At 59.7% G+C, this 21,751-nt stretch carries 26 protein-coding genes; 24 read left to right on the top strand and 2 right to left on the bottom strand.

Translation table 11 applies throughout. The features are described 5' to 3' along the window. Window positions 1-19: 19 nt before the first annotated feature. From traD to F3J19_RS22525, 3 genes are read left to right on the top strand one after another with little or no spacing between them, the layout of a single operon-like run. Complete coding sequence (traD, locus tag F3J19_RS22535; protein ID WP_167046263.1) at window positions 20-2,161, top strand: type IV conjugative transfer system coupling protein TraD; 2,142 nt, start codon at window positions 20-22, stop codon at window positions 2,159-2,161. A gap of 11 nt (window positions 2,162-2,172) precedes the next feature. Further along, the gene (locus F3J19_RS22530) at window positions 2,173-2,871 is read left to right on the top strand and encodes a DUF4400 domain-containing protein (protein ID WP_167046261.1); all 699 of its coding nucleotides are present in this window, start codon (window positions 2,173-2,175) and stop codon (window positions 2,869-2,871) included. Window positions 2,872-2,927: 56 nt separating this feature from the next. After that, entirely contained in the window at window positions 2,928-3,374 is a 447-nt protein-coding gene (locus tag F3J19_RS22525) for an SET domain-containing protein-lysine N-methyltransferase (RefSeq protein WP_167046258.1), read from the top strand. 15 nt (window positions 3,375-3,389) lie between these two features. Here the strand turns inward: F3J19_RS22525 and F3J19_RS22520 are convergent, their stop codons facing one another. Continuing rightward, window positions 3,390-3,584 (bottom strand): AlpA family phage regulatory protein, encoded by a 195-nt coding sequence (locus tag F3J19_RS22520; RefSeq protein WP_240159162.1) that lies wholly within the window; start codon window positions 3,582-3,584, stop codon window positions 3,390-3,392. Between the two features lie 314 nt (window positions 3,585-3,898). Here F3J19_RS22520 and F3J19_RS22515 point away from each other — a divergent pair, with 314 nt between their 5' ends. The 19 genes from F3J19_RS22515 to F3J19_RS22430 all read left to right on the top strand — a co-directional run bounded on the left by F3J19_RS22515 (window position 3,899) and on the right by F3J19_RS22430 (window position 16,374). Continuing rightward, window positions 3,899-4,144 carry an AbrB/MazE/SpoVT family DNA-binding domain-containing protein gene (locus tag F3J19_RS22515; protein ID WP_167046252.1) on the top strand — a complete coding sequence of 82 codons (246 nt, stop codon included), beginning with the start codon at window positions 3,899-3,901 and terminating at the stop codon, window positions 4,142-4,144. Beyond that, complete coding sequence (locus tag F3J19_RS22510; RefSeq protein ID WP_167046249.1) at window positions 4,141-4,539, top strand: type II toxin-antitoxin system VapC family toxin; 399 nt, start codon at window positions 4,141-4,143, stop codon at window positions 4,537-4,539. The genes F3J19_RS22515 and F3J19_RS22510 overlap by 4 nt, the downstream gene beginning before the upstream one ends. Before the next feature lie 41 nt (window positions 4,540-4,580). After that, window positions 4,581-4,733, top strand: coding sequence for a hypothetical protein (locus tag F3J19_RS32730; protein ID WP_240159145.1), 153 nt, complete (start codon window positions 4,581-4,583; stop codon window positions 4,731-4,733). Window position 4,734: 1 nt separating this feature from the next. Beyond that, window positions 4,735-4,872 (top strand): hypothetical protein, encoded by a 138-nt coding sequence (locus tag F3J19_RS32725; protein WP_240159143.1) that lies wholly within the window; start codon window positions 4,735-4,737, stop codon window positions 4,870-4,872. Window positions 4,873-4,898: 26 nt separating this feature from the next. Further along, a complete protein-coding gene (locus F3J19_RS22500; RefSeq protein WP_167046246.1) occupies window positions 4,899-5,486 on the top strand; it encodes a hypothetical protein in 588 nt (195 codons plus the stop codon). A gap of 13 nt (window positions 5,487-5,499) precedes the next feature. Next, window positions 5,500-6,126, top strand: coding sequence for a hypothetical protein (locus F3J19_RS22495; protein ID WP_167046244.1), 627 nt, complete (start codon window positions 5,500-5,502; stop codon window positions 6,124-6,126). Window positions 6,127-6,319: 193 nt separating this feature from the next. Continuing rightward, the gene (locus F3J19_RS22490) at window positions 6,320-7,084 is read left to right on the top strand and encodes a DUF4145 domain-containing protein (protein WP_167046240.1); all 765 of its coding nucleotides are present in this window, start codon (window positions 6,320-6,322) and stop codon (window positions 7,082-7,084) included. 533 nt (window positions 7,085-7,617) lie between these two features. Beyond that, complete coding sequence (locus tag F3J19_RS22485; RefSeq protein WP_167046237.1) at window positions 7,618-8,025, top strand: GNAT family N-acetyltransferase; 408 nt, start codon at window positions 7,618-7,620, stop codon at window positions 8,023-8,025. Window positions 8,026-8,053: 28 nt separating this feature from the next. Then, window positions 8,054-8,452, top strand: coding sequence for a DUF2513 domain-containing protein (locus tag F3J19_RS22480; protein WP_167046234.1), 399 nt, complete (start codon window positions 8,054-8,056; stop codon window positions 8,450-8,452). Between the two features lie 321 nt (window positions 8,453-8,773). Then, the gene (locus tag F3J19_RS22475; RefSeq protein WP_167046231.1) at window positions 8,774-9,295 is read left to right on the top strand and encodes a hypothetical protein; all 522 of its coding nucleotides are present in this window, start codon (window positions 8,774-8,776) and stop codon (window positions 9,293-9,295) included. A gap of 8 nt (window positions 9,296-9,303) precedes the next feature. Further along, window positions 9,304-10,113, top strand: a complete 810-nt coding sequence (locus F3J19_RS22470; protein WP_167046228.1) for a TIGR02391 family protein — start codon at window positions 9,304-9,306, stop codon at window positions 10,111-10,113. 190 nt (window positions 10,114-10,303) lie between these two features. Next, window positions 10,304-10,852 carry a GNAT family N-acetyltransferase gene (locus F3J19_RS22465; protein WP_167046225.1) on the top strand — a complete coding sequence of 183 codons (549 nt, stop codon included), beginning with the start codon at window positions 10,304-10,306 and terminating at the stop codon, window positions 10,850-10,852. Between the two features lie 263 nt (window positions 10,853-11,115). Beyond that, window positions 11,116-11,469 (top strand): hypothetical protein, encoded by a 354-nt coding sequence (locus F3J19_RS22460; RefSeq protein ID WP_167046222.1) that lies wholly within the window; start codon window positions 11,116-11,118, stop codon window positions 11,467-11,469. 84 nt (window positions 11,470-11,553) lie between these two features. Then, complete coding sequence (locus F3J19_RS22455; RefSeq protein WP_167046219.1) at window positions 11,554-12,126, top strand: zinc ribbon domain-containing protein; 573 nt, start codon at window positions 11,554-11,556, stop codon at window positions 12,124-12,126. A 23-nt stretch (window positions 12,127-12,149) separates the two neighbouring features. Beyond that, complete coding sequence (locus tag F3J19_RS22450; RefSeq protein WP_167046216.1) at window positions 12,150-12,311, top strand: hypothetical protein; 162 nt, start codon at window positions 12,150-12,152, stop codon at window positions 12,309-12,311. A gap of 283 nt (window positions 12,312-12,594) precedes the next feature. Continuing rightward, window positions 12,595-13,521: a hypothetical protein gene (locus F3J19_RS22445; protein ID WP_167046212.1), complete on the top strand. Its 927-nt coding sequence runs from the start codon at window positions 12,595-12,597 to the stop codon at window positions 13,519-13,521. Window positions 13,522-13,526: 5 nt separating this feature from the next. Beyond that, window positions 13,527-13,967 carry a hypothetical protein gene (locus F3J19_RS22440; RefSeq protein WP_167046209.1) on the top strand — a complete coding sequence of 147 codons (441 nt, stop codon included), beginning with the start codon at window positions 13,527-13,529 and terminating at the stop codon, window positions 13,965-13,967. 2 nt (window positions 13,968-13,969) lie between these two features. Then, a complete protein-coding gene (locus tag F3J19_RS22435) occupies window positions 13,970-16,027 on the top strand; it encodes an AAA family ATPase (RefSeq protein WP_167046207.1) in 2,058 nt (685 codons plus the stop codon). 107 nt (window positions 16,028-16,134) lie between these two features. Beyond that, window positions 16,135-16,374, top strand: a complete 240-nt coding sequence (locus F3J19_RS22430; protein WP_167046204.1) for a hypothetical protein — start codon at window positions 16,135-16,137, stop codon at window positions 16,372-16,374. A gap of 497 nt (window positions 16,375-16,871) precedes the next feature. Here F3J19_RS22430 and F3J19_RS22425 read toward each other — a convergent pair whose 3' ends face one another. After that, a complete protein-coding gene (locus F3J19_RS22425) occupies window positions 16,872-17,780 on the bottom strand; it encodes an AraC family transcriptional regulator (RefSeq protein WP_167046201.1) in 909 nt (302 codons plus the stop codon). Window positions 17,781-17,875: 95 nt separating this feature from the next. On the opposite strand from F3J19_RS22425, the gene F3J19_RS22420 reads away from it, so the two are divergent. Both F3J19_RS22420 and F3J19_RS22415 read left to right on the top strand, forming a co-directional pair. Continuing rightward, window positions 17,876-18,634, top strand: coding sequence for an SDR family oxidoreductase (locus F3J19_RS22420; RefSeq protein ID WP_167046351.1), 759 nt, complete (start codon window positions 17,876-17,878; stop codon window positions 18,632-18,634). Between the two features lie 394 nt (window positions 18,635-19,028). After that, the gene (locus F3J19_RS22415) at window positions 19,029-21,734 is read left to right on the top strand and encodes a DUF3141 domain-containing protein (RefSeq protein WP_167046198.1); all 2,706 of its coding nucleotides are present in this window, start codon (window positions 19,029-19,031) and stop codon (window positions 21,732-21,734) included. Window positions 21,735-21,751 lie beyond the last annotated feature (17 nt).

Below are 21,751 nucleotides of genomic sequence, written 5' to 3'. Positions count from 1 at the left end.
GGGGCAGGACGGGCAAGCGATGGGCTATCCAGTCGAAAATCTTTTTCGCAGACCAGTCGAACTGCTGTCGTCGGTTGTTGCGCTCGCCGCAACGGGCGTGCTCTGGACCCATCCCACGCTGTTCCTGGTCACCCCCGCGACAGGCGGTGTGACGAGCCTCGGGTTGCTCGCACTGGCCTGGGTGCGCGCCAGGCAGGCATGGCAACTGATCCGCTTCCAGCGCAACCTGCGGCGCCTGCCGCAGTACGTGATTCCGGCCGCAGCGATTCCGTGCTCGACTAGGGAGGTGTTTCTCGGTCGCGGTTTCCGGTGGAGTGGCATTCACACGCACCGCCTGTATCAGGCCCGGCTTCCCGAGAACCGGCGACTGCTTGCCCGCAACGATCTCTACGACCACGCACGGGATTATGAGCGGCGGCATCCCGATGGTCGCCTCGCGCAGATCACGCGACGCCAGGGCTGGTGGAATCCCGTCGCACCATTGCCACCCGCTGGCGGCGATCCCGCCCTGCACGGTGTCGAGCCCGAAGAGCGTGATATCTGGTTCGACCTGGGCGAGCGCGTTGGTCATATGGCCGTGCTCGGCACCACGCGTGTGGGCAAGACCCGGCTGTGCGAGGTCCTGGTCGCCGAGGATATCCGCCGTGGCGATGTCGTCATCGTGTTTGATCCGAAGGGTGACGTCGATCTGCTACTGCGCATGTATGCGGAAGCGAGGCGATGCGGTCGCGAGGGCGAGTTCACGTTCTTCCATCTGGGCTATCCCGACAAATCCGCACGGTACAGCCCGGTCGGCACCTACTCGCGGATCACGGAGGTTGCAACCCGCATCGCGGGCAACCTGCCGAAAGAAGGACAGTCGGCCGCGTTCCGGGATTTCGTCTGGCGCTTCGTAAACGTGATGGCCCGCGCAATGAGCGCGCTCGGCATCCGTCCGACCTACGAGATGATCTACCAGAATGCGGTGAACATCGACGGGCTGGCACTGCGGTATTTCCGCTTCTGGCTCGATCGGGATCACCCGGGCTGGGAAGATGGGCTGGAGGCGCTCGAGAGGGAAGAGGCGAAGCAGGCAATGCGACTGCAGCGCAACCAGGAAGTGCTGCAGGTCGCGAACCTGATCCGTCAGCGGGGCTGGACCGATCCGATCGCGAACGGCCTGCTCTCGGTGATCAGCAACGAGCGCTCTTACTTCGACAAGCTGATCTCGTCGCTCTATCCTCTCCTGGAAAAGCTCACCACGGGACGTACGTCGGAGTTGCTGTCGCCCGACTACGGCGATCCGGACGACCCGCGCCCCGTGTTCGACTGGAACCGGGTGATGGACCGCGGTGGGATTGTGTATGTTGGCCTTGATGCCTTGTCCGACTTCGAGGTTGCGGGCGTAGTGGGTAATGCGATGTTCGCGGATCTCACATCGACCGCGGGCCGGATCTACAAGTACGGGCACGGATACGGCCAGAGCGCCGCTGGCGGAAAGCGTCGTGTGTCGATCCATGCGGATGAGTTCAACGAACTGGTGGGTGATGAATTCGTGCCACTGGTCAACAAGGCAGGGGGAGCGGGCTACCAGGTGACAGCTTACACGCAGACCAGCGCTGATCTGGAGGCGAAGACAGGCTCGCGAGCCAAGGCCGAGCAGATCTTTGGCAACTTCAACACGCTCGTGATGTTGCGTGTGAAATACGTGACGACCGCGAAGATCCTCACCGACCAGTTGCCTATGGTCGATGTGAAGACACTGACACTTGCTTCGTCGGCGACGGATGCAGTACGGCGCGGTGAGGGCGTGCATTTCACGGCGCAGACGCACGACCAGATCTCGGTGCACCCTGTGCCGATGCTACAGCCATCCGATCTCACGCAGTTGCCGAAGGGGCAGGCGTTTGCACTCATCGAAGGCGGCCAGTTGGTCAAGGTGCGGCTGCCGCTGCTGGAGGAGAGCGATCCCATCATGTTGCCCGGACTGGACGAGGTGGTGGCCGATATGCGGGACAAGTACGCGTCCTATGTGCAGGCCGTGTCGTCGTTCGACGACGCAGGCGGCGTGGCGCCGGATGTTATCGGCGGCGCAGTGGGTAGCTTCCTGCCAGTCGCTCCTTACATCCAGCAGTCGTCCAGCGAGCCTTGGGCGGTCGAGGGCAAGGGGGCCGGATTCTGAGAGGAGCGGGCATGAACGCGACGCGCCGGGATGGCAATGCGGACGGTGTGAAGTCGTTTTTCTGGATCGTCGATCTGGCGATCCATGCGATGCTATGGCTGCTGCTGGCATCGCTCCTGTCGGTGCTGGCCGACATTGCCGCAGCCTACTTTTTCTGGCGGGACGATCCGGCGGGGGGGATCGAGGCGCTGCTTCGCTATTACCTGGGACAGACGTCGGATCCCGATCTGGCTACACGTGCCGCAGACCTCGCGTACTGGAGCTGGTTTGGCTGGACGGGCGTCGATGCCTCTGCGCGGGCCTGGCAGGCCGGGACATTGCCGGCTCAGGGTCTTGGCTCCATGCTGCGGCCCGCGTTTACCGGATCGGCACGCGAGGTGTTGATCGTGGCGATGGTCGGAATGAAGCTGTTCGGCGTTCGCGTCTCGATGCTGCTGATGACGATCCCGCAGTTTGTGCTGGCCATTGCGGTCGCACTCACAGATGGACTGGTAGCGCGCCACGTCAGGCGGTCGCAGGGCGGCCACGAATCTGCGACCCGCTATCACCATGCAAAGCATGCGCTTGCATTCGGGGTAATACCACTGACGGCCATCGTGTGGCTCGTTGCACCGTTATGCCTGCCTGTCTATCTCCTCTTCTGGCCAGTCTCGGTGATGATGCTGCTCGCGGTCTGGAACATGGCGAAGTACTTCAAGAAATATACATAGGTAGCAATAGCCTCCCTATACTTCGCTTCGACAATGGAAGAGGGGAAAGACAGTTGATGCAGCGACGTGTGGTGGTCCGGCGCTCGCCCGTGCATGGGCGAGGCGTATTCGCGCTTCAGGCGCTCGAACCCGGCGAACGGATTCTCGAATACAAGGGTGAACTGATCGCGTGGCAAACAGCGGTCAGGCAACACCGGAGGCGGGGTGTGTCCGGTCACACGTGGTTCTTCGGGCTGTCGGACGGACGCGTGATTGATGGCGGACAACGGGGAAACAGCGCGCGCTGGCTCAATCACTCATGTGATGCAAACTGTGAGGCCATCGAGATCGGCGATCGCGTATTCATTCACGCGTCGACCATGATTTTGCCCGGCGATGAACTGTTCCTCGATTACCAACTGGTCACAGACGAATCGGCCGACGACGAGATCAGGCTGGGCTATGTCTGTCGATGCGGCGCTCCCGGATGCAGGGGAACGATGCTGGCAGTCGATGAGCCGTGATTCCAGCAGAGGGAGTCAGTGACTCCGGTGGAGCGTCCGTCCCGCTTGCTCTCTCGCCGCTGATCGCCTGGCAAGCCATGCTTCCAGTTCGGACTCACGCCATCCGGTCGCACGCTCACCGATACGTATAGGGCGCGGGAATTCTCCGCGGCTGATCATCGAATAGATGGTGGCTCGACAGAGACCGATTTTTTTGACGACGTCCTTCATCCGCATTACCTGGTCCATTTCGCACGACTCCGGGATGCCCTAGTCATGTCCGATTATCCATAGAGGCCGCCTCGCCGCAATGGGCATACTGAAACAACATCGTGATGGAACAGGTGGAACAATGAGCTTGCTGAACGTATTGATCGCGCCCTGTGACAATTCGGATTTACACTTTGTTACCGCTTATTTCTGTTGACGTGTGCAGTTGGCCCCGCACGGACGCTCGGGCAATAGCCTGTCGGTAGGACTGCAGCGGATTTTCCTTGCCTTCGCTGCATCCTTACCATAAAGTAAGGCGTATTGGAGGGCCAGTCATGCCATCAGCAACCATTACATCGAAGGGCCAGGTCACGATCCCGGTGGACGTGCGCAACCAGCTTGGCCTGGAATCTGGCGACCGGATCGAATTCAGCTTCAACGAGGAATCGGGCCGGTACGAGGTTTATCCGGCCACGCGCGCACTCGCGTCGCTCAAGGGCATTGTGAAGAAGCCCGCCAAGCCAGTGTCGATCGAGGACATGAACCGAGCCATCGCCGAGCAGGGAGCGTCCACACGATGATCGGACTGGATACGAACGTACTAGTCCGCTACTTCGCTCAGGACGACGCCGTGCAGTCGAAGCGGGCGACGGCGTTCATGGAATCCCTGTCGGCCGAGCGCCCCGGTTACGTTTCGCAGGTTGCGCTGGTCGAACTCGTGTGGGTGCTCGCGCGTTGCTACGGCGTTGAGCGCGGACCGTTGAAGGACATTCTCGAATCCATGGTCGGGACGAAGGAACTGCTCGTCGAAGGGGCGGATACGGTGCGCAAGGCGCTGCGGGTTTTTGCGGCGTCTGACAAGGCGGATTTTGCGGATTGCCTGATCGAGCGGTCTGGACACGTGGCCGGATGTGAATACACGGCAACCTTCGATGTGACTGCATCGAAAGTCGCAGGAATGCAGGTGGTCAAGTAATCGCGGCTCAAGCCGATATCAGGGAATGCGAGGACCAGAAAATGGATGTGCTGTTTTCCGCCAATGCGGCGGTACAGGAATTCGTGCCCGCGGTGGTGCAGCGTCACCGCGCCGCGGGTTTGCTCACGTGGGCGCTCCTGCACAAGATTGAGGCGGAAGTGCTCGCGCAGGTGGCAGCGACCGGCGAAGCATAGCATGCGCGTTCTCGACATGCTTCGCGCGCCTGCCGCGCTCGACTATCCGGAGGACAACCGGCCGGTGTCGTTCGAAGGCCATGATTTTGTTCCAATCGTTTTCGGTGCGATTGATGACGCATGGCGCCGGGTTCACTAATCACGGAAAGAAGGACGCAATTCGGGATGGACGAGACTAAAAATCGTTACCAGTGCCGGTGGAAACAGGCCGATCCCGAACTGGGCGAAGCCGGCCCGCAGGTGCATTACTGGGTTGACACGCGTCCCGAAGAGGCCCATTGGCCGGACAGCGGTGTGATGCGGTGGGATTTGCGACCGGATGACTGGCATGAAGTTTGGCCGGAGCTTATTGATCATCCTTGTGCGCTTCTATTCGCGCCTATACACCCGCGTAGGGACGGTCCGCCGCGATTCAAGGACTGGGTCAGCTCGTGGCCTGAAGGGTATAACTGGCAGGCCAATGTTCCTGAGCATTTGCATGCGCGTGTTCTTGCAATCCTCGAAGGCGGGAATGTGGACATGGCAGAAGAGAGCAAGCAAGTCGAGCCGGTCGCGGCCCTGGTGGATAGAGAGTGTGCCGCGCCACCTGGCTCGATAGCCTCTCCGGCAGCGGATATATGCCGAGCAAAGTTGTCAACGCTTCAGATTGCGGCGATAGACGCATTCGAGACGGCCTTGAGGAAAAGACTGATCTCCAATGCAGAGTGCCTGAAGTTGCTGACCGATTGGCAAACCCGAATCAACGACAACTAGGACAATAGAGCTTATGGTTGAGTCAAACGAAGCCTCGATGGTGTCCCAACGACCGTGGGGAAGAGGATTGCACTACGCGTCCCTGCGTTTTCTGCGGGTAGTGCTTTGGCGTCAAGGGGCGGCCTCGAACGATGTCGTTGATAGCCTTGCTGCGGAACTCACATCGGTTGCAGAAGAGCACGCGGAATGGGCAATAGAGCAGCGAGGTGACTGGGAGATAGTTGCTCGAGCGATCGACTACATGGCGGCGATACATGACGGCCCATGGCAGGGCAAAGCGTGGTTTGAAAATACGCTGCGCGTTCTGATGGAGGTGGCTGTGCCGAACACCGGTCTCGACGAAGATGCCGCGGCATTCCTCGTCGACCTCCAGCGCGGGGCAAACGAGTCATACCAGCGGGCGCCGGTAGCGAAGTCGGAGCTCCGCGTAACAGACGAAGTTGCGGCAATGGTGACCACGTTCACTGAAGCCGGGTGCGAATACGGGCTCGTTTCTGATCTGCTGGACATGTGCGAGGGCATCTTTCACGGCGAGGCGATGGCAGAGGAGGATCGCTACACATTGCTGGTTGCAGCGACAGCCGCTCCATTTGTTCGGCAGGAACGCAAAAAGCGAAAGATTGACAAAGCCGACGCGTAGGAAATCAGGAGGGCTCATGCTGCAGAGATGGATCGGACGGCTCGCGTGTCTTATCGGGTGGCATCAATGGGCGCCGGGAACCCACTACCACTACATACTTAACGATAGCGGCATTCATTTTCACGAATGCGGCCGCTGCGGTAAGGGGCGTTCAAGCTGAAAAATCGGAACCTGCCCGACAAGGTGAAGATCGATGGAAATTTTCAAGGCCGTTTGTCCGCGATGCGAGGGGGAACGGAACTGTAGCGTGCATGGTGCACTTGATGAACCGTGGGAGTGGATGGATGGGCGTAACGCGACCAACGGACAGGTTGATCATCGACTATTGAAGTGCTTGGGCTGTGAAACCGTTTTCTACTGGCGCGGTAGTTGGGACTCTGAGGACTGGGACATTCGAGTAGGTGTCGACGGTGCTCAGGGATATTATCACCCGATCACCGTGACAACCTATCCGATGCCTGAGAAAACCACTAACCGGCCAGACTGGATCTGGGATTTGTCGAACATAGACCCCCAGCTCGCGACGATTCTGACCCAAACATATGATGCGAAAGAAGCGGGCGCACTCATCTTGGCGGCGGTGGGACTCCGGACGGCTCTCGATAGAACGACAGAGTTTCTTAAGATCGACCCCGGTTTGCCACTTGAGAAGAAGGTGGAAGGCTTGATCCAAAGCGGCTTTGTTGGAGAAACGGAGGCGAACGTTCTGGCAACCGTGGCGAACGCGGGAAACGCAGCCGCTCATCGTGGCTGGTCTCCAGATGAGACCGAATTGCGCAAATTGCTTGAAGCATTGGAACATTTCATCAAACGTACCGTGATCAGCGGCAAGTCCGTTCTTGAAATCGCGTCACGCATCCCTCCGCGGCATCCGCGTCCGAGGAAGTCGTTACGAATTGGCGCCGTTGACGATGGTTCGATCAAAGGAGTTGCGATCGGCAAGGTCGATGACGAATAGGAAAATATAGATGGACGCATACGAACTCGGGCTCCTCCATGATAGTCAGGGAAGCATCGTGGCGTTTCAGGCCCATGCAAAGACGTTGAGTACGGCGGTCGCATGATGGCCGATCACGAATACACAATCGGAATGCGCGATGGGCGTTACGTCGTGCTCCGGGACGGCGTGACGACTTCCGGAAGGTTCGCCTCGATCCAATAAGCCAGGACCGAGTTGGACCGCTTGTGCGCGGTCGACGAGGACCGTCGGCGAGCGTTCGGGGAGCGAATGGCCGATCTGGTGACGCGAAATTTAGCGTACACCGTTGACGGGAGTACCAGAATTTGATGATTGGGAAACAGCTTGGGCTTGGTTCTACGAGCAGCCCCAAGACGTTCGAGAGCGTATCGACAGCGCCGCACAAGAGTTGAAGGCGGCGGCCCTTCAGTGAAGGAAGGCGCCAAGAAGTAGCGGCCGCGAGATACTGAAACAATTGAAAATACGCTGTTAACGACGCTAACGTCGTTGACAGCGTTAATGGTAGGGAAGCTATGATGGGAGCGACTATCGAAGTTCTTGAGTTTTCGGAATGGCGGAACCTTGCCAGTAAGCTGCTGCTGGAGCGAGCGAAGCTATCGGACGGCGGATGGGCCTATTTCTTCTTGGCGCGTATCGGAGACGATGAGGCCGGTCTGCTGGTCCTTGACCTTCTTGATCGGCCACCGTGCGCGTTCATCCGCGAGATTTTTGTTGTGCCGATTTACAGGCGAAACCGTGTCGGCGCAACGCTTCTGGCGCACGCCGAAATGGTGGCGAGGCGTAATCACCTACCAATGCTTCGCCTAGAGGCCTACCCGCTCGATGACGGCACGAGTCGAGAGTTTCTAACACGGTGGTACCTCAGGAACGGCTTCAGCGTTGAACATGGCCGCGCCGACCGGATGGCGAAAGCTCTATAGGACTTGCGTGGAAAAATGAGAAAACACCATGCGAATTGATCACGATTATATCAAGCGGATGATTGAGCTCATTCTGGAGCATCCTAGCCCAACGTTCACCATCGAAGATTTTGACGAAGGCGGACTTTCATATCAAACTCCAGAATTCGAATTTCATATGAAATTGTTCAATGACCAGGGGCTTATCGAGCAGGACGATGGGGACTCTGGATTTGGTTTGTTCAAGAGCGTGGATGGGCATGCATCCTGGTCTGTTTTACCGCTGCGGTTGACTTCGAGGGGGCACGACTTTGCTGAGGCAATTTCCGAGAAGAGTGTGTGGGAAAAAGTGAAGAAGGAGCTACCCGGGGCCGCAATGTCTAGTTTGGTTTCGGTGTCGGTAGGCTTGGCTCAGGCCTACGCAAAGCAGAAACTCGGCCTGAACTGAAGTCAATAAAAGCGAGGATCGTGGCGATATCGGCTCTACTGACTCGGGAGGCTGTGGTGATAGGTGCGATCGCGGCATATAGTTGGTGGCGGTCCGCGACTGCTTGGGTGGCACACTGTCACACGAAGCAAGACGGAATCTTTCACGACGGTACGATATCCGTCGATGGCGCTGATTTCTTTTCTACGACCAGAGCGCAATCGTGCTGGAATACGACAGCGGCGATCTTTGCAGCGATGGCGGCGTTGCGTCAGGTTGCAGCGACGTTCTGTGCGTCTGCGGCAACCTGACGAAAACCGAAATAACGGCGGAAAAAAGGCGATGACCACATACTTTCACGTCGACCGCCGAGCGCGCTTTGTCGCTGGCCAAGCTGTCGACTTGAGTAAGCTCGATCTGGCTGCGGCTCCTGATTTGGAGGAGCACTGCAATTACCTCTTTCCCGACGGTGTCTCAGCGCATGGACAGCAGTATCTGAACCTTGACGTGAAATCAGGTAACGGAGAAGCAGCTACCGAGTTGATTTTTGAATATGTTCGTCGAGCCCATTTTCCTACTCGGCCCTCGCGGTTCACAGCGACATGTGCATGGAGGGACCTAGGTGAAGCCATCGCATGGCGAGCACGTGCGGGCGCACCGAATGCGAAAATCTGGTGCCTTGACGCGGCCGAAGGGTTTGTCGCAAACATGAGTCTCCTTAATGTCAGCACATCGACCCTGCGGGCTTCCGAGTTTGCCCACGCGTACTGGGCTGGAGCACAAGGGCCTGTCATAAGCGGATTGCACCTGCCTTGTTGGGAAGTATTGTTGAGCGGCCAGATCACAGTGCTTGAAGAGGTATAGAAAACCACGTGAGCGACGAACTGACGTTTTCATCGAGCCAGCTTGAGGCTATCGCCCGCGCGTTGGGCCATACCGACGATGGCCTTACAGGAGGCGAAATCGGGCACCTGCTGACCACGGCTCGGATCGACGATACTGATCCGGGCATTACGAAATGGACCCGGTTATTTAACGCGTTTGCAAACTGCCAGAATCGGCTAGGGCATCGGCGAAACATTCTGGCGTTCATTCGGTTCGCGATGAAGCCCGACCGCTACGCCCACAGTCCGCAGCGATTTGAGCCAATGAGAGCGAACCTCAATCGAGGGCTGGCGTTCGCTGGTCTCCAGGTCCAGGAGGATGGAGAGCTGGTTGAGAGCGCACGCGCATCCACACTTCCTGACGCGATCCGCAGGGCCAACGAATTGCGCGCGGATCTAGCGGCTCGAGGGGTTCATGCCGATGTACTGGCATTTTGCCGCTCAGAACTTGTCGCAGATAACTATTTTCACACGGTCCTCGAAGCAACAAAAAGTGTCGCGGCGAAACTGCGCGAAAGGACAGGACTAACCGATGACGGAGCGGCTTTGGTTGACCGAGCGCTTGGTGGCAATCCACCTATGCTGGCGATTAACTCCTTGGCAGATGAAAGCCAGCTCAGCGAACAACGTGGCTTTGCCAACCTAGTGAAAGGTATGTTCGGGATGTTTCGGAACACCACGGCGCACGCGCCGAAGCTGCTTTGGAACATGAGCAAAAATGATGCAGAAGATCTGTTGACGCTAGCCTCGCTAATTCACCGCCGCTTGGATGCGGCCGTGATGCCGGCTCGCATATAGGAAACTGGAAGAAACCTTGAGGAAGGTACAAGAAGCCGCCAACAAGGCGCGAGCAGAGCGGTGAACTTAAACGGGCACGAGTTGAGCTGGCTCAATCCGACCGGAAAGAAGAATTCTCCAAAAGATGAGCTTTATCAGGTTATTGAACCAGAGAACGAAGGTAACGTAGACAGCTGAACGGAAAACACCCATGAGGCTCGTAAAGCCGCTTGACCGGCAATCCCTCATCCGCATCCCCTCTGCGCTGGAGGGAAAGTTCTATCTGGGCGGGCCGTACGAATTTGACTCACTGCTTCGGGAACCCGACCTGTTTGGCGATGAGGATGTCGAATGGCGCCCAATCCAGATCGCTCAGCCAAACGGCGAACCGGTCCGCCTCGCCGAGGTGGACGTGGCGTCTGGGCGACACGATGCGAAGGTCGCTGAGTGGCCAGGTTTCCCGACGGAAGTGCGCTACAGGCTGCGATATCTTTACCGGGATGCGCCCGGTTCAGCAATCCTGGGCGTGGTGGAGTTGAAGGTTTCCCATAAAGTCCTTGGCGTTCAAAACCGCTTCGCCACCGAGTGCACCAAGGTCATTCATACCGTGTATGTGACGCCCTCGAGCCGGGGCAAGGGCATCGCCCGCATTCTGCTTGCCGAGGTATTGAGTGACGCTCCCGACGTTCACGTACATCCTCAATTCTCTGAGGACGGTGCAAGGCTGTTCGGGTTTGATCTTCACGGCAATCGTGCGTGATGAGCCGGAAATCGGGCGTTTTCGGTCTACGATCGGCTTTGCAGGCCGCGTGGCAGTCGAGAACCCGCGTAGGCACTCGCAGGAAAACGCTACACGGGCCCACCGATTTCTTCATGTATCGTCTGTCGCCGGACCAGTAGCCGTACCCTGCGACCTTGATCACAAAGTCATCGCCTGTGCGCAAAGCGCCTTTCCGGCATCAGCGAATCGCGCGCCGGCACGAACGAGTGGCATTAACGCGGCAACGCGAGGAAAACACGATCATGAACACCTATGTACCCAATAAAGACGCTCTCGACTATCACGCCGCCAGTGAAGGCCTGGATTTGAAAGAGGTCAACGGCTTTTTCGTCGAGGGTCCTGCCGATGTCCTGATTGAACGCCTGCTCGATCAGGCCACCCATCGTGGCCGGGACGCGTTCGAATGCGAAGAAGATTTTCTGCGCGAAGCGATTCGACACTACGCATCAGGAAATATTCACGGCGCAGTGAGCAATGCCCAGTATGCTGCGAAGCTGGGCTCGGGGAGGGTGCTTGGCTGGCAGGGCAATCACGATCGCTCGTTGCCACTGCGAGAAGCGCTGAACCACGCGCGTGCAACTCACGATATGTTGTAACCCAGCGTGATTGGGCGGCGTTGGCCACGGCTGGTTGTTGGCCGTGACGACTGAGGCAAAGGACGCGTTGAGAAAGGGAAACAGATGAACACTACTGTGAAGGTTGATTCGAACCGTTGCAGCCAGTGCGGTACCGAAATCGCGGAATCCGCCTCGTCCGCCCTGGACGAGCGGATGCCTTGTCCGAAATGCGGCAGTACCAGTCGACAGCTGTCTCTCTCAGCGCACACAACTATAACCATGACGGCGAGCGCGGACGCGCGGGTCATCCCCTATCCAACGATCTTACTGGGGGAGGCCCGTGATCTGTATTCGGCAGGCAAGTACGGGATATCAGTACTCGTGGCTCACATGGCGTGCGAAGTCGCTGCGGAGCGAGCTATTGCAAGAGCATTTGCACAAAGCACGTTTCCTCATATGGCCGATCCCATGTTGAAGTTTCTCAACGGCTACAACTTGGCCAATGAGCGGATCCGGGCTTTCTACACTGCACTGACGAACGATGACGTGGCTGGTTTGGCCGAGTGGCACGCATTCAAGGCGTCCGCGGAACGAAGGAATCGGGCGGCTCATGCGGGAAAGATCGTTCATCAGCAGGAAGCTAAGGAAACGTTGAACGCCACGACAGCGCTAGTTGCACATCTAGGGTTCGTTTGACTTCGGACGCAAAGGAAAATTCCATGAGCACAGCCAGTGAAGACCGTAGCACCGTGGTTGCCGAGAAAATCGCTCGGTTGTGCAAGGAGCTTGAGAAACTGGGTTTCGCGACGTCGTTCTTCTATCGCGCGCCTGGATTGGCTCAGGCGCCTGTCGCGCACCTGCTGATCGGCGAGACGCAGTAGGACGTCGAAACGGTTACCTATTTTCCGTATGTAAGGGTCAAGCAAAATGTGGGCAGAGGTCAAATTTTCTTTCGTAATTGTAAGGATGTGGCCGTTCGAAGCCCCCAGAACACATGCGTTTGACCTTTGAGTCTGATTTTCCTGATACTGTGTGAAGTGAACTGAAAGCGACGAGAGCGCGCTGCCAAGCATGCGACGGGGTGCGCGCGGGCCATTCGTCGGTCGACCGCGGCGTGAGGAAACTCAACTCTCCTGCAGAAGACGCCAGTAATATGGGGGAAACTTGAATCACACGACCTTAGGCCACCTGGATGGCCCGAGCTGGGAGCGCATGTGCCGAGCGGCGTTCGTTCTGAAGTACGGGGACCGGTATCAAAACATGCAGGCATCTCCGGGCGATTTTGGAATCGAAGGCTGGACTGCTGATGGTCATGCGTTTCAATGCTATTGCCCTGAGAAGAATTACACCCAGAGCGAACTTCATGATGCAGTTCGAGACAAGATAACTACCGATATACCCAAGCTCAATCGCTATGCGAAAGAGATTAGGGCGCGAATCGGTGACACGAAAATCCGTTCTTGGCTGTTTGTGACGCCTGTCATTCCTCACAATGACATCCACAAACACGCACGAAAAAAGGAAGCGGAAGCGCGAGCGTGGCAATGCTCCATCCTCGAGTCGAATTTTTCGATATTCATCCAGGATGCTGAACACTACGCCACTCAATTTGAAGAGTATCGACGCAGCCAGGGGGCTAGGCTGCACCTCGGCCCCACGTTGCCACCGGCGGTTGTGCTGCCGGAGGCACCCGAAGCGTTTCAGAAACTTGTGGACCGTAAAAATCGAGTTCGGCTGCAGAGCAAGTCCAACCGTCCCGATTTCGAGCGCAGCCTGAAGGCGCTGAACGATACAACTGAGCGCAAATTTGTCGAATGCGACATGCACCTGTCGAACATCGAGAAGGTGTCTCCTCTAGCGTACGAACAGATTGTTCACGTCATCGGCCGCTATGCTGATGAGATGACTGAGCTTCAGTTCACGTGGTCGGATGAGCCACAGAAGCTCATTGACCGTATCAAGTCGGAGCTCAGTGAGCGTCTTGCAGGCGAGCCGAGAACGACCATGGGAGTGGTGGATGCACAAACCCTTGCAGACCTGATGGTTTCTCGGTGGCTCGCTGTCTGTCAACTTGACTTCAGCGAGTCCTAACAGCCATGACCTTCCTCGCATTTACCGTCCGACCGTCTGTCGTCATTCCGGACCATCGGCCGCTCTACAAAATCGTGCAGGTCCTGTTGGTGCTGTATCTGGCTTCGTATGGGAAGAAGTCGAGCATGGTCCGGCTCCAGATGTTCAATTGGGCGCTTAAGAGCAGCGCCCGCCGCGACAAGCTTGCCGCTGCTGCACAATCCGGCGAGTTGGATTTCCCGGCTTGGGGCTTCGACCCTGCACTTGATACGGCAGTCGCCTTGGCGAAGGCGGACGGCTTGCTCGAAGCCACGACGACGGGTGTCAAGCTGACTGAGAAGGGCGCTCAGTTCTGTGCGTCCGCCGCCAGAGAGGAGCTGTACGACGATGAGCGCGCACTTCTGTCCAAGTTGAAGACCTCGATTACTGAAAAGATGGTTCAGACCATCGTCAATAGGTGGGTATAGGCATGTTTATCAGCGCAGCGGAAGTGAGAATAAATAGTTGCGGCGAGCGCTTTGGTTTTCGGTGCGATTTTAAGGGCGGTCTCAACGTCATTCGCGGAAACAACTCGTCTGGCAAGAGTACGCTGGTCAATACGCTGATGTATGGCCTTGGCCTGGAAGAGGTGGTCGGGATGAAGGGCGAGCGCGCCCTTACGTCGGCTGTGCGAGACAGCTTCCAGTTCGACGGGAGCGTGCGACAAATCGACGAATCCGCCGTGCTCGTCGAAGTACGCAACACGGCTGGCAGCACTGTGACATTCCGCCGTCCTATCAAGAACGCCGAAAAAAGCACGAAGCTTGTCGAAGTCTTCGACGGGGCGCTGCTAACAGACAGCACAATCGTGGCTCGAGCGCCCGTCCCGCTGTTCCTCCACGATGGCGGCGCCGCCCAGGATGAGCAAGGTTTCCTGAACTACTTCGAGCGCTTTGTCGGGATGCAGCTACCGCGAGTCCAGTCTTCGACTGGCGGCCTGACGCGACTCTATCCGCAGGTGATTGCTGCGGCGCTCTTCATTGAGCAAAAGCGTGGCTGGACCGACTACATCGCGAATATCCCTTTCTATCAGATACTGTCAGCGCCGACGCGCGTTGTGCAATATCTTCTCGGATTGGACAACTTTCAGCTCGAAGAAGATAAGGCCCGCAATCAGCAACTCATCACCGCGCTGCAGTTCCAGTGGGCGAATGCGTACTCCGATTTGCATGGCAGCCTGCGCTCGACCGGCGTATCGTTGAAAGGCGTTCCCAAGGCTCTTAGCAAGGAGTTCAAGGCGGAGAACGCATCGTTGTCGGTGCAGTTCAGTGGCGCAGAGGTTCCACTGCAGGAAGCCATTTCAGCGAAGCTCAAGGAGTGGCACGAGATTGATGCGAAGCGCCGAGCTGGTCCAACGTCCGAGTCTCCCGATGTGATTCGTCTGCTCGAATCGGAGACATCGAAGCTCGAGCGCGTCATGACCCAATACGAGGAGATGGCGACGGAGGAGCGGCTGCGTAGGGCAACGCTTGCGGAGCTCCGAGAGCTCCTCTTGGAGGCCCAAGTCGACCTCAAGAAGAACAAGACTACGCGCAAGCTTCGAGAGCTTGGCGGGGCCATGGAGCTAGCCACCGCGAAGGAGGAGTGTCCGACATGCGGCTCTGCGACGACCACTTTGGCAGGTCGTGCAGAGGGCATCCAGCCAATGGACCTGGATTCGAACGTCGAGTACCTTGAAGCGCAGGTTCGCATGCTCGGGCGACAAATCGCCGGGCTCTCGAGCGACCTGGAACAGAGCGGAGCAGTGCTGAAACAGCTGGAGGCTGTCATCTCCGAGCAGCGGGCTTATGTCGTCAGTATCCGGCGCAGCACTTCGCAGTCGGATGCTGTACTCGAAGCCTCGGTCAGGAAGCAGATAACGCTTGAGCGCGAAATACGCGAATACGAGGCCGCACAAACACGTCTGTCGACCTTCCTCGAAGAGGGGCCCGAGCTGGCCCGGCGTCTTGGTCTGGCTGAACAGGCGAAGCAGGACTTTCCGCGGGACCTGTACTCACAGCGAGACCGCACGAAGATTTCGATTCTGGAGAAACACTTCCGGGCCAACGCGTCATCATTCGAGTACAGCAGCGCGATTCCGTCCGACATTCGCATCAATCCCGAAACGCTGCTGCCGGCGTTAGACGATTTGACGCTTAGACAGGTGAAGCGTAGGGATATGAAGTGGGAGTCGTCCGCGAGCGACTTTGTCCGGCTAATCTGGGCCTATCTTATTGCCATCTACCAGACGTCGAACCAACGGGACTTCACGGGCAACCATCCAGGCGTGCTTCTGTTCGACGAGCCCGGGCAACACTCGATGAGCACAAACAGCCAGAAGGCGTTGATGCAAATTTTCAGTGGTGAGAAGCAGCTTCAAAGCATCGTTGCCGCCTCGTTCGAAGACAGTGATTTGGTCTTCGAGGAGGTCACCGAGGGGAGCAGGTTTCACCTCATCCAGCTCCCTCAGAAGGTCGTCGGACCGCTTGCTCACGATGGCGTGATGTGATGGCACAGCGCCGCCGGACGCCCAATTCCCGTTACACCCTAAAGGCAAACGCGAACCCCATTCTTGCGAACATACCTCAATGAATTGACATGTCGGACATCAGGCAAATGCCCGCCAATATCCTGACCACGGACACCGGGGTTGGTGTCGGGCGCAAGGAGGAGCAGGTGGACCTCTATGAACTGCTTGCTCACGAGCAGTACGCAGACCGTGTCATTCTGTACGCTAGTGCATACGGCGATTTGGGCTCCGTGCTTATCCAATCTGTGCTCGTGCCGAGCACTTCGATTGACCTGACAGCTTCTTCTTCATTCACGGACTGGAGCGGTACTCTTTGTCGGTATTGAATAACGGTATTGGCTTCGGGCAGCGTCTGGTCGGCGGCGATACCGTCACGTACGCCGTTTACGAGCTTCGAATCTGGCGATGCGTGTGAGGGAGCAGGGTGTTTTGGTCGACGGGTCGACGTCCCTGAACGACTTTAGACAAAGGGGCCGGTCCAGAGAAATTTCGCGCTACCATAGCACGCATAATGTAAGGCCCTAGACGAACACATAGGGCGGTACGCTTTACGGTATCATGCTTAAACGGATCGTCCCAATCGCCCGCCGTTGCTGGTTTCGCAGGCCCGATAGAGAATCGAGTGGGAGTAAATCAGGACGTTGTTCCTGAACTACCGCCAACCTGCAAGACAGGTTGGCGGTAGAAGCGGCGACAAAAACCAAGAACCCGGATTAACACCGTCCCATTTACCATCCCGACTTAAACCACCGTCCGGTCTGAAACCACGTCGACCCGAGTCCGAGCCGACGTTCGACACATCGCATCACATAACCCACCCCCACTACCGCACCAACTCCCCCCGCTCCAGCATATACCGCCGAGGCGGTAGCCCGACATGACGCGTGAACGCGATGCTGAACGTACTCGCCGAGCTATAGCCAACCCGCTGCGCTACATCCGCAATGCTGGCTTTCTGCCGCAGCAGGCTCTCGGCCAACGCCATGCGCCACGTGAGCAGATATTCCATCGGCGCGAGCCCCACGGTCTGACTGAAGCGTTTGAAGAACGCCGAGCGCGAGAGCGCGGCCTCTTTGGCCAACTGCGCGACCGTCCAGGGCTGGGCGGGACTCTCGTGCATCCGCCGTATCGCGGCGGCGAGGCGCTCGTCGGCTAATCCGCGCAAGAGGCCAGGGGATGCGCCGGTTCTCGCCGTGGAGCGCAGCGTTTCGATCAGCAGCACTTCCAGCAGGCGTTCCAGGATCATGTCGCGTGCGGGGCGTCTCGCACGCGATTCGTCGTTGACGAGTTCCACGAGTGCCGTCAGCCGCTTCTCGCCGCGCACATGCACGAGTTGCGGAAGCAGCGAGACAAGCAAGGCCGTATCCGGCGAACCGAAAACGCAGTAACCGACCAGCCAGCGCGCATTGGGCGAGCCGCTTTCGTTTCCGAGACGGAATTCGCCGTCGGCTAAGGCGATGGGCTCGGTGTCGCGGTCCTCCGCTGTCGCCGGGTCGAGACTCGACATCGTGAAGCCATGCGCCGAGGGAACCAGCGCGAAATCACCTGCCACGAGCGTGATCGGCTCATGGCCATCGACGGCGAGGTGACACGAACCGCCGAGCAGCGCGCAGTAGAAGGGGCGGCCTGCTTCCGTGCGGCGAACGCGCCAGGCCCCGGCGCCACTGACCACTTTCGAGAACGCGGCCCTCGGCTGAAGCAACGTGACCACCTCGGCAAGCGGGTCGATCATGGTGGACGAATGAAGGCGAAATGTGGACCTTTGATTGTAGGCAGTCCGCGTCCGCGCGTCTATTGTGTCGGTTCCACAGACAACCGGGATCACGCATGGGAACCATCCTCATCACAGGCTGTTCGTCCGGCTTCGGCCTCGAAACCGCCCAATACTTTCTCGATCGCGACTGGAAGGTCATCGCCACGATGCGCACGCCGCGCGAGGGTGTGCTGCCGCGCTCCGAGAATCTGCGCGTGCTGGCGCTCGACGTCACCGACCAGGAAAGCATTCGCCGCGCCGTGGATGCCGCCGGGCCGATCGACGTGCTGGTCAACAACGCCGGCATCGGTCTGCTGAATGCCTTTGAAGGCACCTCGATGGATACAGTGCGCGAGGTCTTCGAGACCAATACGTTCGGCACGATGGCGATGACCCACGCCGTGCTTCCGCAATTCAGGCAACGCCAGGCAGGGGTCATCGTGAACGTCACCTCGAGTGTGACGTTCAAGCCGCTGCATCTGCTCTCGGTGTACACCGCCAGCAAGGCGGCGATCAACGCGTTCACCGAATCGCTGGCGCTGGAACTTGAGCCGTTCAACGTGCGCGTTAACCTCGTGTTGCCGGGGCGAGCGCCGGAAACCCGTTTCGGGGAAAACGCGCGAGCCCGGATGGGCGGCATTCCCGATGCCTACGCCGATCTGGCGCAGAGCGTCTTCGCGGGATGGGCGCAATCGTCCGGGCCTGTCACTCAGGCGCTGGATGTGGCGGAAGCGGTGTGGCGCGCGGCGCACGACCCGTCGAGCACGATTCGTTTGCCCGCCGGCGCGGACGCGGTGGCGTTGGCCGCGCTGAGTCCGGCGGCGGTAGCGTAAGCGCGAGGCGCAAGCAGCACCGTGACGGCATGGTCGCGCAATTGACGGCATCGCGGTTCGACGCCGCTGCCGATGAGGCCATGCCGTTGCTACCACCCCTTCAATGACATTCCGGTGTCCGAGCCGTGACCACGCCGCACCAATCGGCCACGAACCGGCCACGAACCGGCTACCAACGGGCCACCCACCGAACTTCGCCCCCACCCCCCAAGAACGATCCGCCAATCTCCCCGCCATTCCATGCCTCATCGCGCGAGTCGCCCTGACGATCCCGCGCATTCACTTCTCTGTCACCACACGTCACTACTGTGATGCGGATTGGCGAGCCCCGCGCTCACGATCGCCTGGCTCCACGAAGAGCCGACCCGCACGCTAACGAGTCATGGAGAAAACGATGATGGATGGCCGTGTCGATCAAGGCTTAGACGTTCTCGAAACGCTGTACGGGCGCTATTGGCAGGGCGGCGAAGCCCTGCTGCGCGCCTTCGCCGACCAGCGTAAATTCGGCAATACCGTGTCGGAAGTGGCGTGGAACCAGGCCAGCCGCGTGCGCCACGCGGCCGCCGCTTTCGCCGACGAACTGCAGCACACCATCGAACACGAGCTGAAGCAGTTGCACGCGCGGACCTCGAATGCGCCGGCCAGCTGGATGGCCGACTGGATCGGCTACCTGACCGATGCCGTGCAGCGCCAGGTGCTGATGCTCGACACGTTGCGCCAGCGCGGCAACAACTACGTCGAGCATCTGAAGGCGGGCATGCCGCCGGTGCTCGACTTCCAGTACGAACTCCTGATCGACGGCCGCGAACTGGCGTTGCCGGTCAACTATTCGCTCGTGCGCATCGTTCCGCCGGCGGACGTGACGATCGACGACGACAAGCAGCCGTTCATGATTATCGATCCGCGCGCGGGCCACGGCGCCGGCATCGGCGGCTTCAAGCCGGACAGCCAGGTCGGCGAGGCCTTCAAGGGCGGCCATCCGGTCTACTTCGTCGTGTTCCGCCCGGTACCGGAACCCGGCCAGACCATGGCCGACGTGCGCGACGCCGAAGTCGAATTCCTGCGCGAGATCGCGCGCCGTCATCCGAACGCGCACCGGCCCGCGGTGATCGGCAACTGCCAGGGCGGCTGGGCCGCAATGCTGCTCGCGGCATCGGCGCCGGATCTGGCCGGTCCGGTCGTCGTCAACGGCGCGCCGATGTCGTATTGGGCGGGCCGCACCGGCGAGAACCCGATGCGCTACACGGGCGGCCTGTCCGGCGGCGTACTGCCGGCGCTCGTCATGTCCGACCTCGGCAACGGCGTGTTCGACGGCGCGTGGCTCGTGCTCAACTTCGAGGGTCTCGACCCGGCCAACCATCTGTTCAAAAAGTACTACCACCTGTATTCGCACATCGACTCGGAAGCGTCGCGCTATCTCGGCTTCGAGCGCTGGTGGGGCGGTTTCCATCTGATGAACGAGGCCGAAATCCGCTGGATCGTCGAGAACCTGTTCGTCGGCAACCGGCTCGCGCGCGGCGAAGCGCGGCTCGGCGGCGAGGCCATCGACCTGCGCCGCATCACCTCGCCGATCGTCGTGTTCGCCTCGCATGGCGACAACATCACGCCGCCGCAACAGGCGCTCAACTGGATCGCGGACCTCTACGCGAACGTCGACGAGATCAAGATGCGCGGCCAGCGCATCGTGTACATGATCCATCAGTCGATCGGCCATCTCGGCATTTTCGTATCGGCGAAGATCGCCACGCGCGAGCACGACGCGATTACCGAGACGCTGCGCGCCATCGACGGCCTGCCGCCCGGCCTCTACGAAATGAAGCTCGACGATGCCGCCGACCGCGTGCATATCCGCTTCGAGGCCCGCACGATCGACGACCTGCTCGGCATCGACGACGGCCGCGACGACGAAGCGCTGTTCGCGTCCGTCGCGCGTCTGTCGGAAATGGGCACCGAGCTGTACGAGTTGGCCGTGCGTCCGTTCGTGCGCGCGGCGGTCACGCCCGAGTCCGCGCAGGCCGCGCGCGATTTCCAGCCGATCCGTCTGCGCCGCAGCCTCTTCTCGGACCAGAATCCGCTCATGAAGCCGGTCGAGGCGTGGGCTGCGACGGCACGTGCGCAGCGTCAGCCCGTCGATCTGGACAATCCGTTCGCGGCGTTCGAGCGCATCGGCGCGCTCGTCGTCGAAAACCAGCTCAATCTGTATCGCGGCATGCGCGACGGCTGGCGCGAAACGATCTTCCACGCGATCTACGGCTCGCCGCTGATGAAGGGCATCGGCCACCACGAATTGCAGGGCGCGGAGCATCGCCGTGGCAAGGACCTGCGCGCGCTGCCCGAAGTGCGCGCCGCACTCGAGGCGATGACCGAAGGCGGCGCGGCCGAGGGCGCGGTGCGCATGCTCGGGCTGATGTCGAAGGCGCGCGGCTATCTGCGCCGCTCGCGCATGGAACGCGTGCTCGACATGCTCACGCATACCGACCGGTTCGGCCATTTCGACGAAGCGGCGCTCGCGAAGCTGCTGCGCCAGCAGCAGATCATCGTCGATCTGGAGCCGCAGCAGGCGCTTGCCACGCTGCCGCTGTTGCTCGACACGGAAGACAAGCGCCACACGGCGCTCGCCGCCGTGGTCGACGTCTCGGGTTCCGTCGAGACGATGCATCCGGCCGCGCTGGTGCTGCTGCAACGCTTCCAGCAGATGCTCGGCATGCAGGGGGCCGCAGCGCTTGCCGCCGGTCCCGGACCGGCGGCGCTGGCGGGCCCGGTCGCGCGGACCGCGCTCGCGGCCGACCTGGCCACGGACGCGCAGGCGGCCGGCCATCCCGCGCTCGCCGTTGGCGGTACGCCGGTGCCGCGCGCGCCGAAGATCGAGCCGCGCGCCCACGGCGAACAGCCCGACGATCTCGAAAGCTTGGCGGGTGTCGGCCCGCGCATGGCGGAGAAGCTGCATCAACTGGGTATCGAGTGTTACGCGCAACTCGCGGCGCTGGAGCCGGAAGAGGCGGCATGGCTGGACCTCAAGCTCAATGCGCGCGGCCGCGTGATGCGCGAGGGCTGGATCGAGCAGGCGCGGGCGCGCCTGAACGGCCACGCGACGGACTAACCTGGATCACCTGAAAT

Origin of the sequence: Burkholderia sp. Ax-1724, assembly GCF_011752995.1 — a bacterium.
Taxonomy (GTDB): Bacteria; Pseudomonadota; Gammaproteobacteria; order Burkholderiales; family Burkholderiaceae; genus Paraburkholderia.
The sequence above is the reverse complement of the archived record's forward strand: the minus strand, read 5'-3'. Positions and strand labels throughout refer to the sequence as shown.

Excerpts from the sequence above, each read along its gene's own strand:
- F3J19_RS22440 (WP_167046209.1), top strand. The coding sequence starts at position 13,527 with ATGACCTTCCTCGCATTTACCGTCCGACCGTCTGTCGTCATTCCGGAC.
- F3J19_RS22475 (WP_167046231.1), top strand. The coding sequence starts at position 8,774 with ATGACCACATACTTTCACGTCGACCGCCGAGCGCGCTTTGTCGCTGGC.
- F3J19_RS22420 (WP_167046351.1), top strand. The coding sequence starts at position 17,876 with ATGGGAACCATCCTCATCACAGGCTGTTCGTCCGGCTTCGGCCTCGAA.
- F3J19_RS32725 (WP_240159143.1), top strand. The coding sequence starts at position 4,735 with ATGCGCGTTCTCGACATGCTTCGCGCGCCTGCCGCGCTCGACTATCCG.
- F3J19_RS22480 (WP_167046234.1), top strand. The coding sequence starts at position 8,054 with ATGCGAATTGATCACGATTATATCAAGCGGATGATTGAGCTCATTCTG.
- traD (WP_167046263.1), top strand. The coding sequence starts at position 20 with ATGGGCTATCCAGTCGAAAATCTTTTTCGCAGACCAGTCGAACTGCTG.
- F3J19_RS22525 (WP_167046258.1), top strand. The coding sequence starts at position 2,928 with ATGCAGCGACGTGTGGTGGTCCGGCGCTCGCCCGTGCATGGGCGAGGC.
- F3J19_RS22430 (WP_167046204.1), top strand. The coding sequence starts at position 16,135 with ATGCCCGCCAATATCCTGACCACGGACACCGGGGTTGGTGTCGGGCGC.
- F3J19_RS32730 (WP_240159145.1), top strand. The coding sequence starts at position 4,581 with ATGGATGTGCTGTTTTCCGCCAATGCGGCGGTACAGGAATTCGTGCCC.
- F3J19_RS22465 (WP_167046225.1), top strand. The coding sequence starts at position 10,304 with ATGAGGCTCGTAAAGCCGCTTGACCGGCAATCCCTCATCCGCATCCCC.
- F3J19_RS22530 (WP_167046261.1), top strand. The coding sequence starts at position 2,173 with ATGAACGCGACGCGCCGGGATGGCAATGCGGACGGTGTGAAGTCGTTT.
- F3J19_RS22425 (WP_167046201.1), bottom strand. The coding sequence starts at position 17,780 with ATGATCGACCCGCTTGCCGAGGTGGTCACGTTGCTTCAGCCGAGGGCC.
- F3J19_RS22510 (WP_167046249.1), top strand. The coding sequence starts at position 4,141 with ATGATCGGACTGGATACGAACGTACTAGTCCGCTACTTCGCTCAGGAC.
- F3J19_RS22495 (WP_167046244.1), top strand. The coding sequence starts at position 5,500 with ATGGTTGAGTCAAACGAAGCCTCGATGGTGTCCCAACGACCGTGGGGA.
- F3J19_RS22450 (WP_167046216.1), top strand. The coding sequence starts at position 12,150 with ATGAGCACAGCCAGTGAAGACCGTAGCACCGTGGTTGCCGAGAAAATC.
- F3J19_RS22435 (WP_167046207.1), top strand. The coding sequence starts at position 13,970 with ATGTTTATCAGCGCAGCGGAAGTGAGAATAAATAGTTGCGGCGAGCGC.
- F3J19_RS22520 (WP_240159162.1), bottom strand. The coding sequence starts at position 3,584 with ATGAAGGACGTCGTCAAAAAAATCGGTCTCTGTCGAGCCACCATCTAT.
- F3J19_RS22490 (WP_167046240.1), top strand. The coding sequence starts at position 6,320 with ATGGAAATTTTCAAGGCCGTTTGTCCGCGATGCGAGGGGGAACGGAAC.
- F3J19_RS22515 (WP_167046252.1), top strand. The coding sequence starts at position 3,899 with ATGCCATCAGCAACCATTACATCGAAGGGCCAGGTCACGATCCCGGTG.
- F3J19_RS22460 (WP_167046222.1), top strand. The coding sequence starts at position 11,116 with ATGAACACCTATGTACCCAATAAAGACGCTCTCGACTATCACGCCGCC.
- F3J19_RS22455 (WP_167046219.1), top strand. The coding sequence starts at position 11,554 with ATGAACACTACTGTGAAGGTTGATTCGAACCGTTGCAGCCAGTGCGGT.
- F3J19_RS22485 (WP_167046237.1), top strand. The coding sequence starts at position 7,618 with ATGATGGGAGCGACTATCGAAGTTCTTGAGTTTTCGGAATGGCGGAAC.
- F3J19_RS22500 (WP_167046246.1), top strand. The coding sequence starts at position 4,899 with ATGGACGAGACTAAAAATCGTTACCAGTGCCGGTGGAAACAGGCCGAT.
- F3J19_RS22415 (WP_167046198.1), top strand. The coding sequence starts at position 19,029 with ATGATGGATGGCCGTGTCGATCAAGGCTTAGACGTTCTCGAAACGCTG.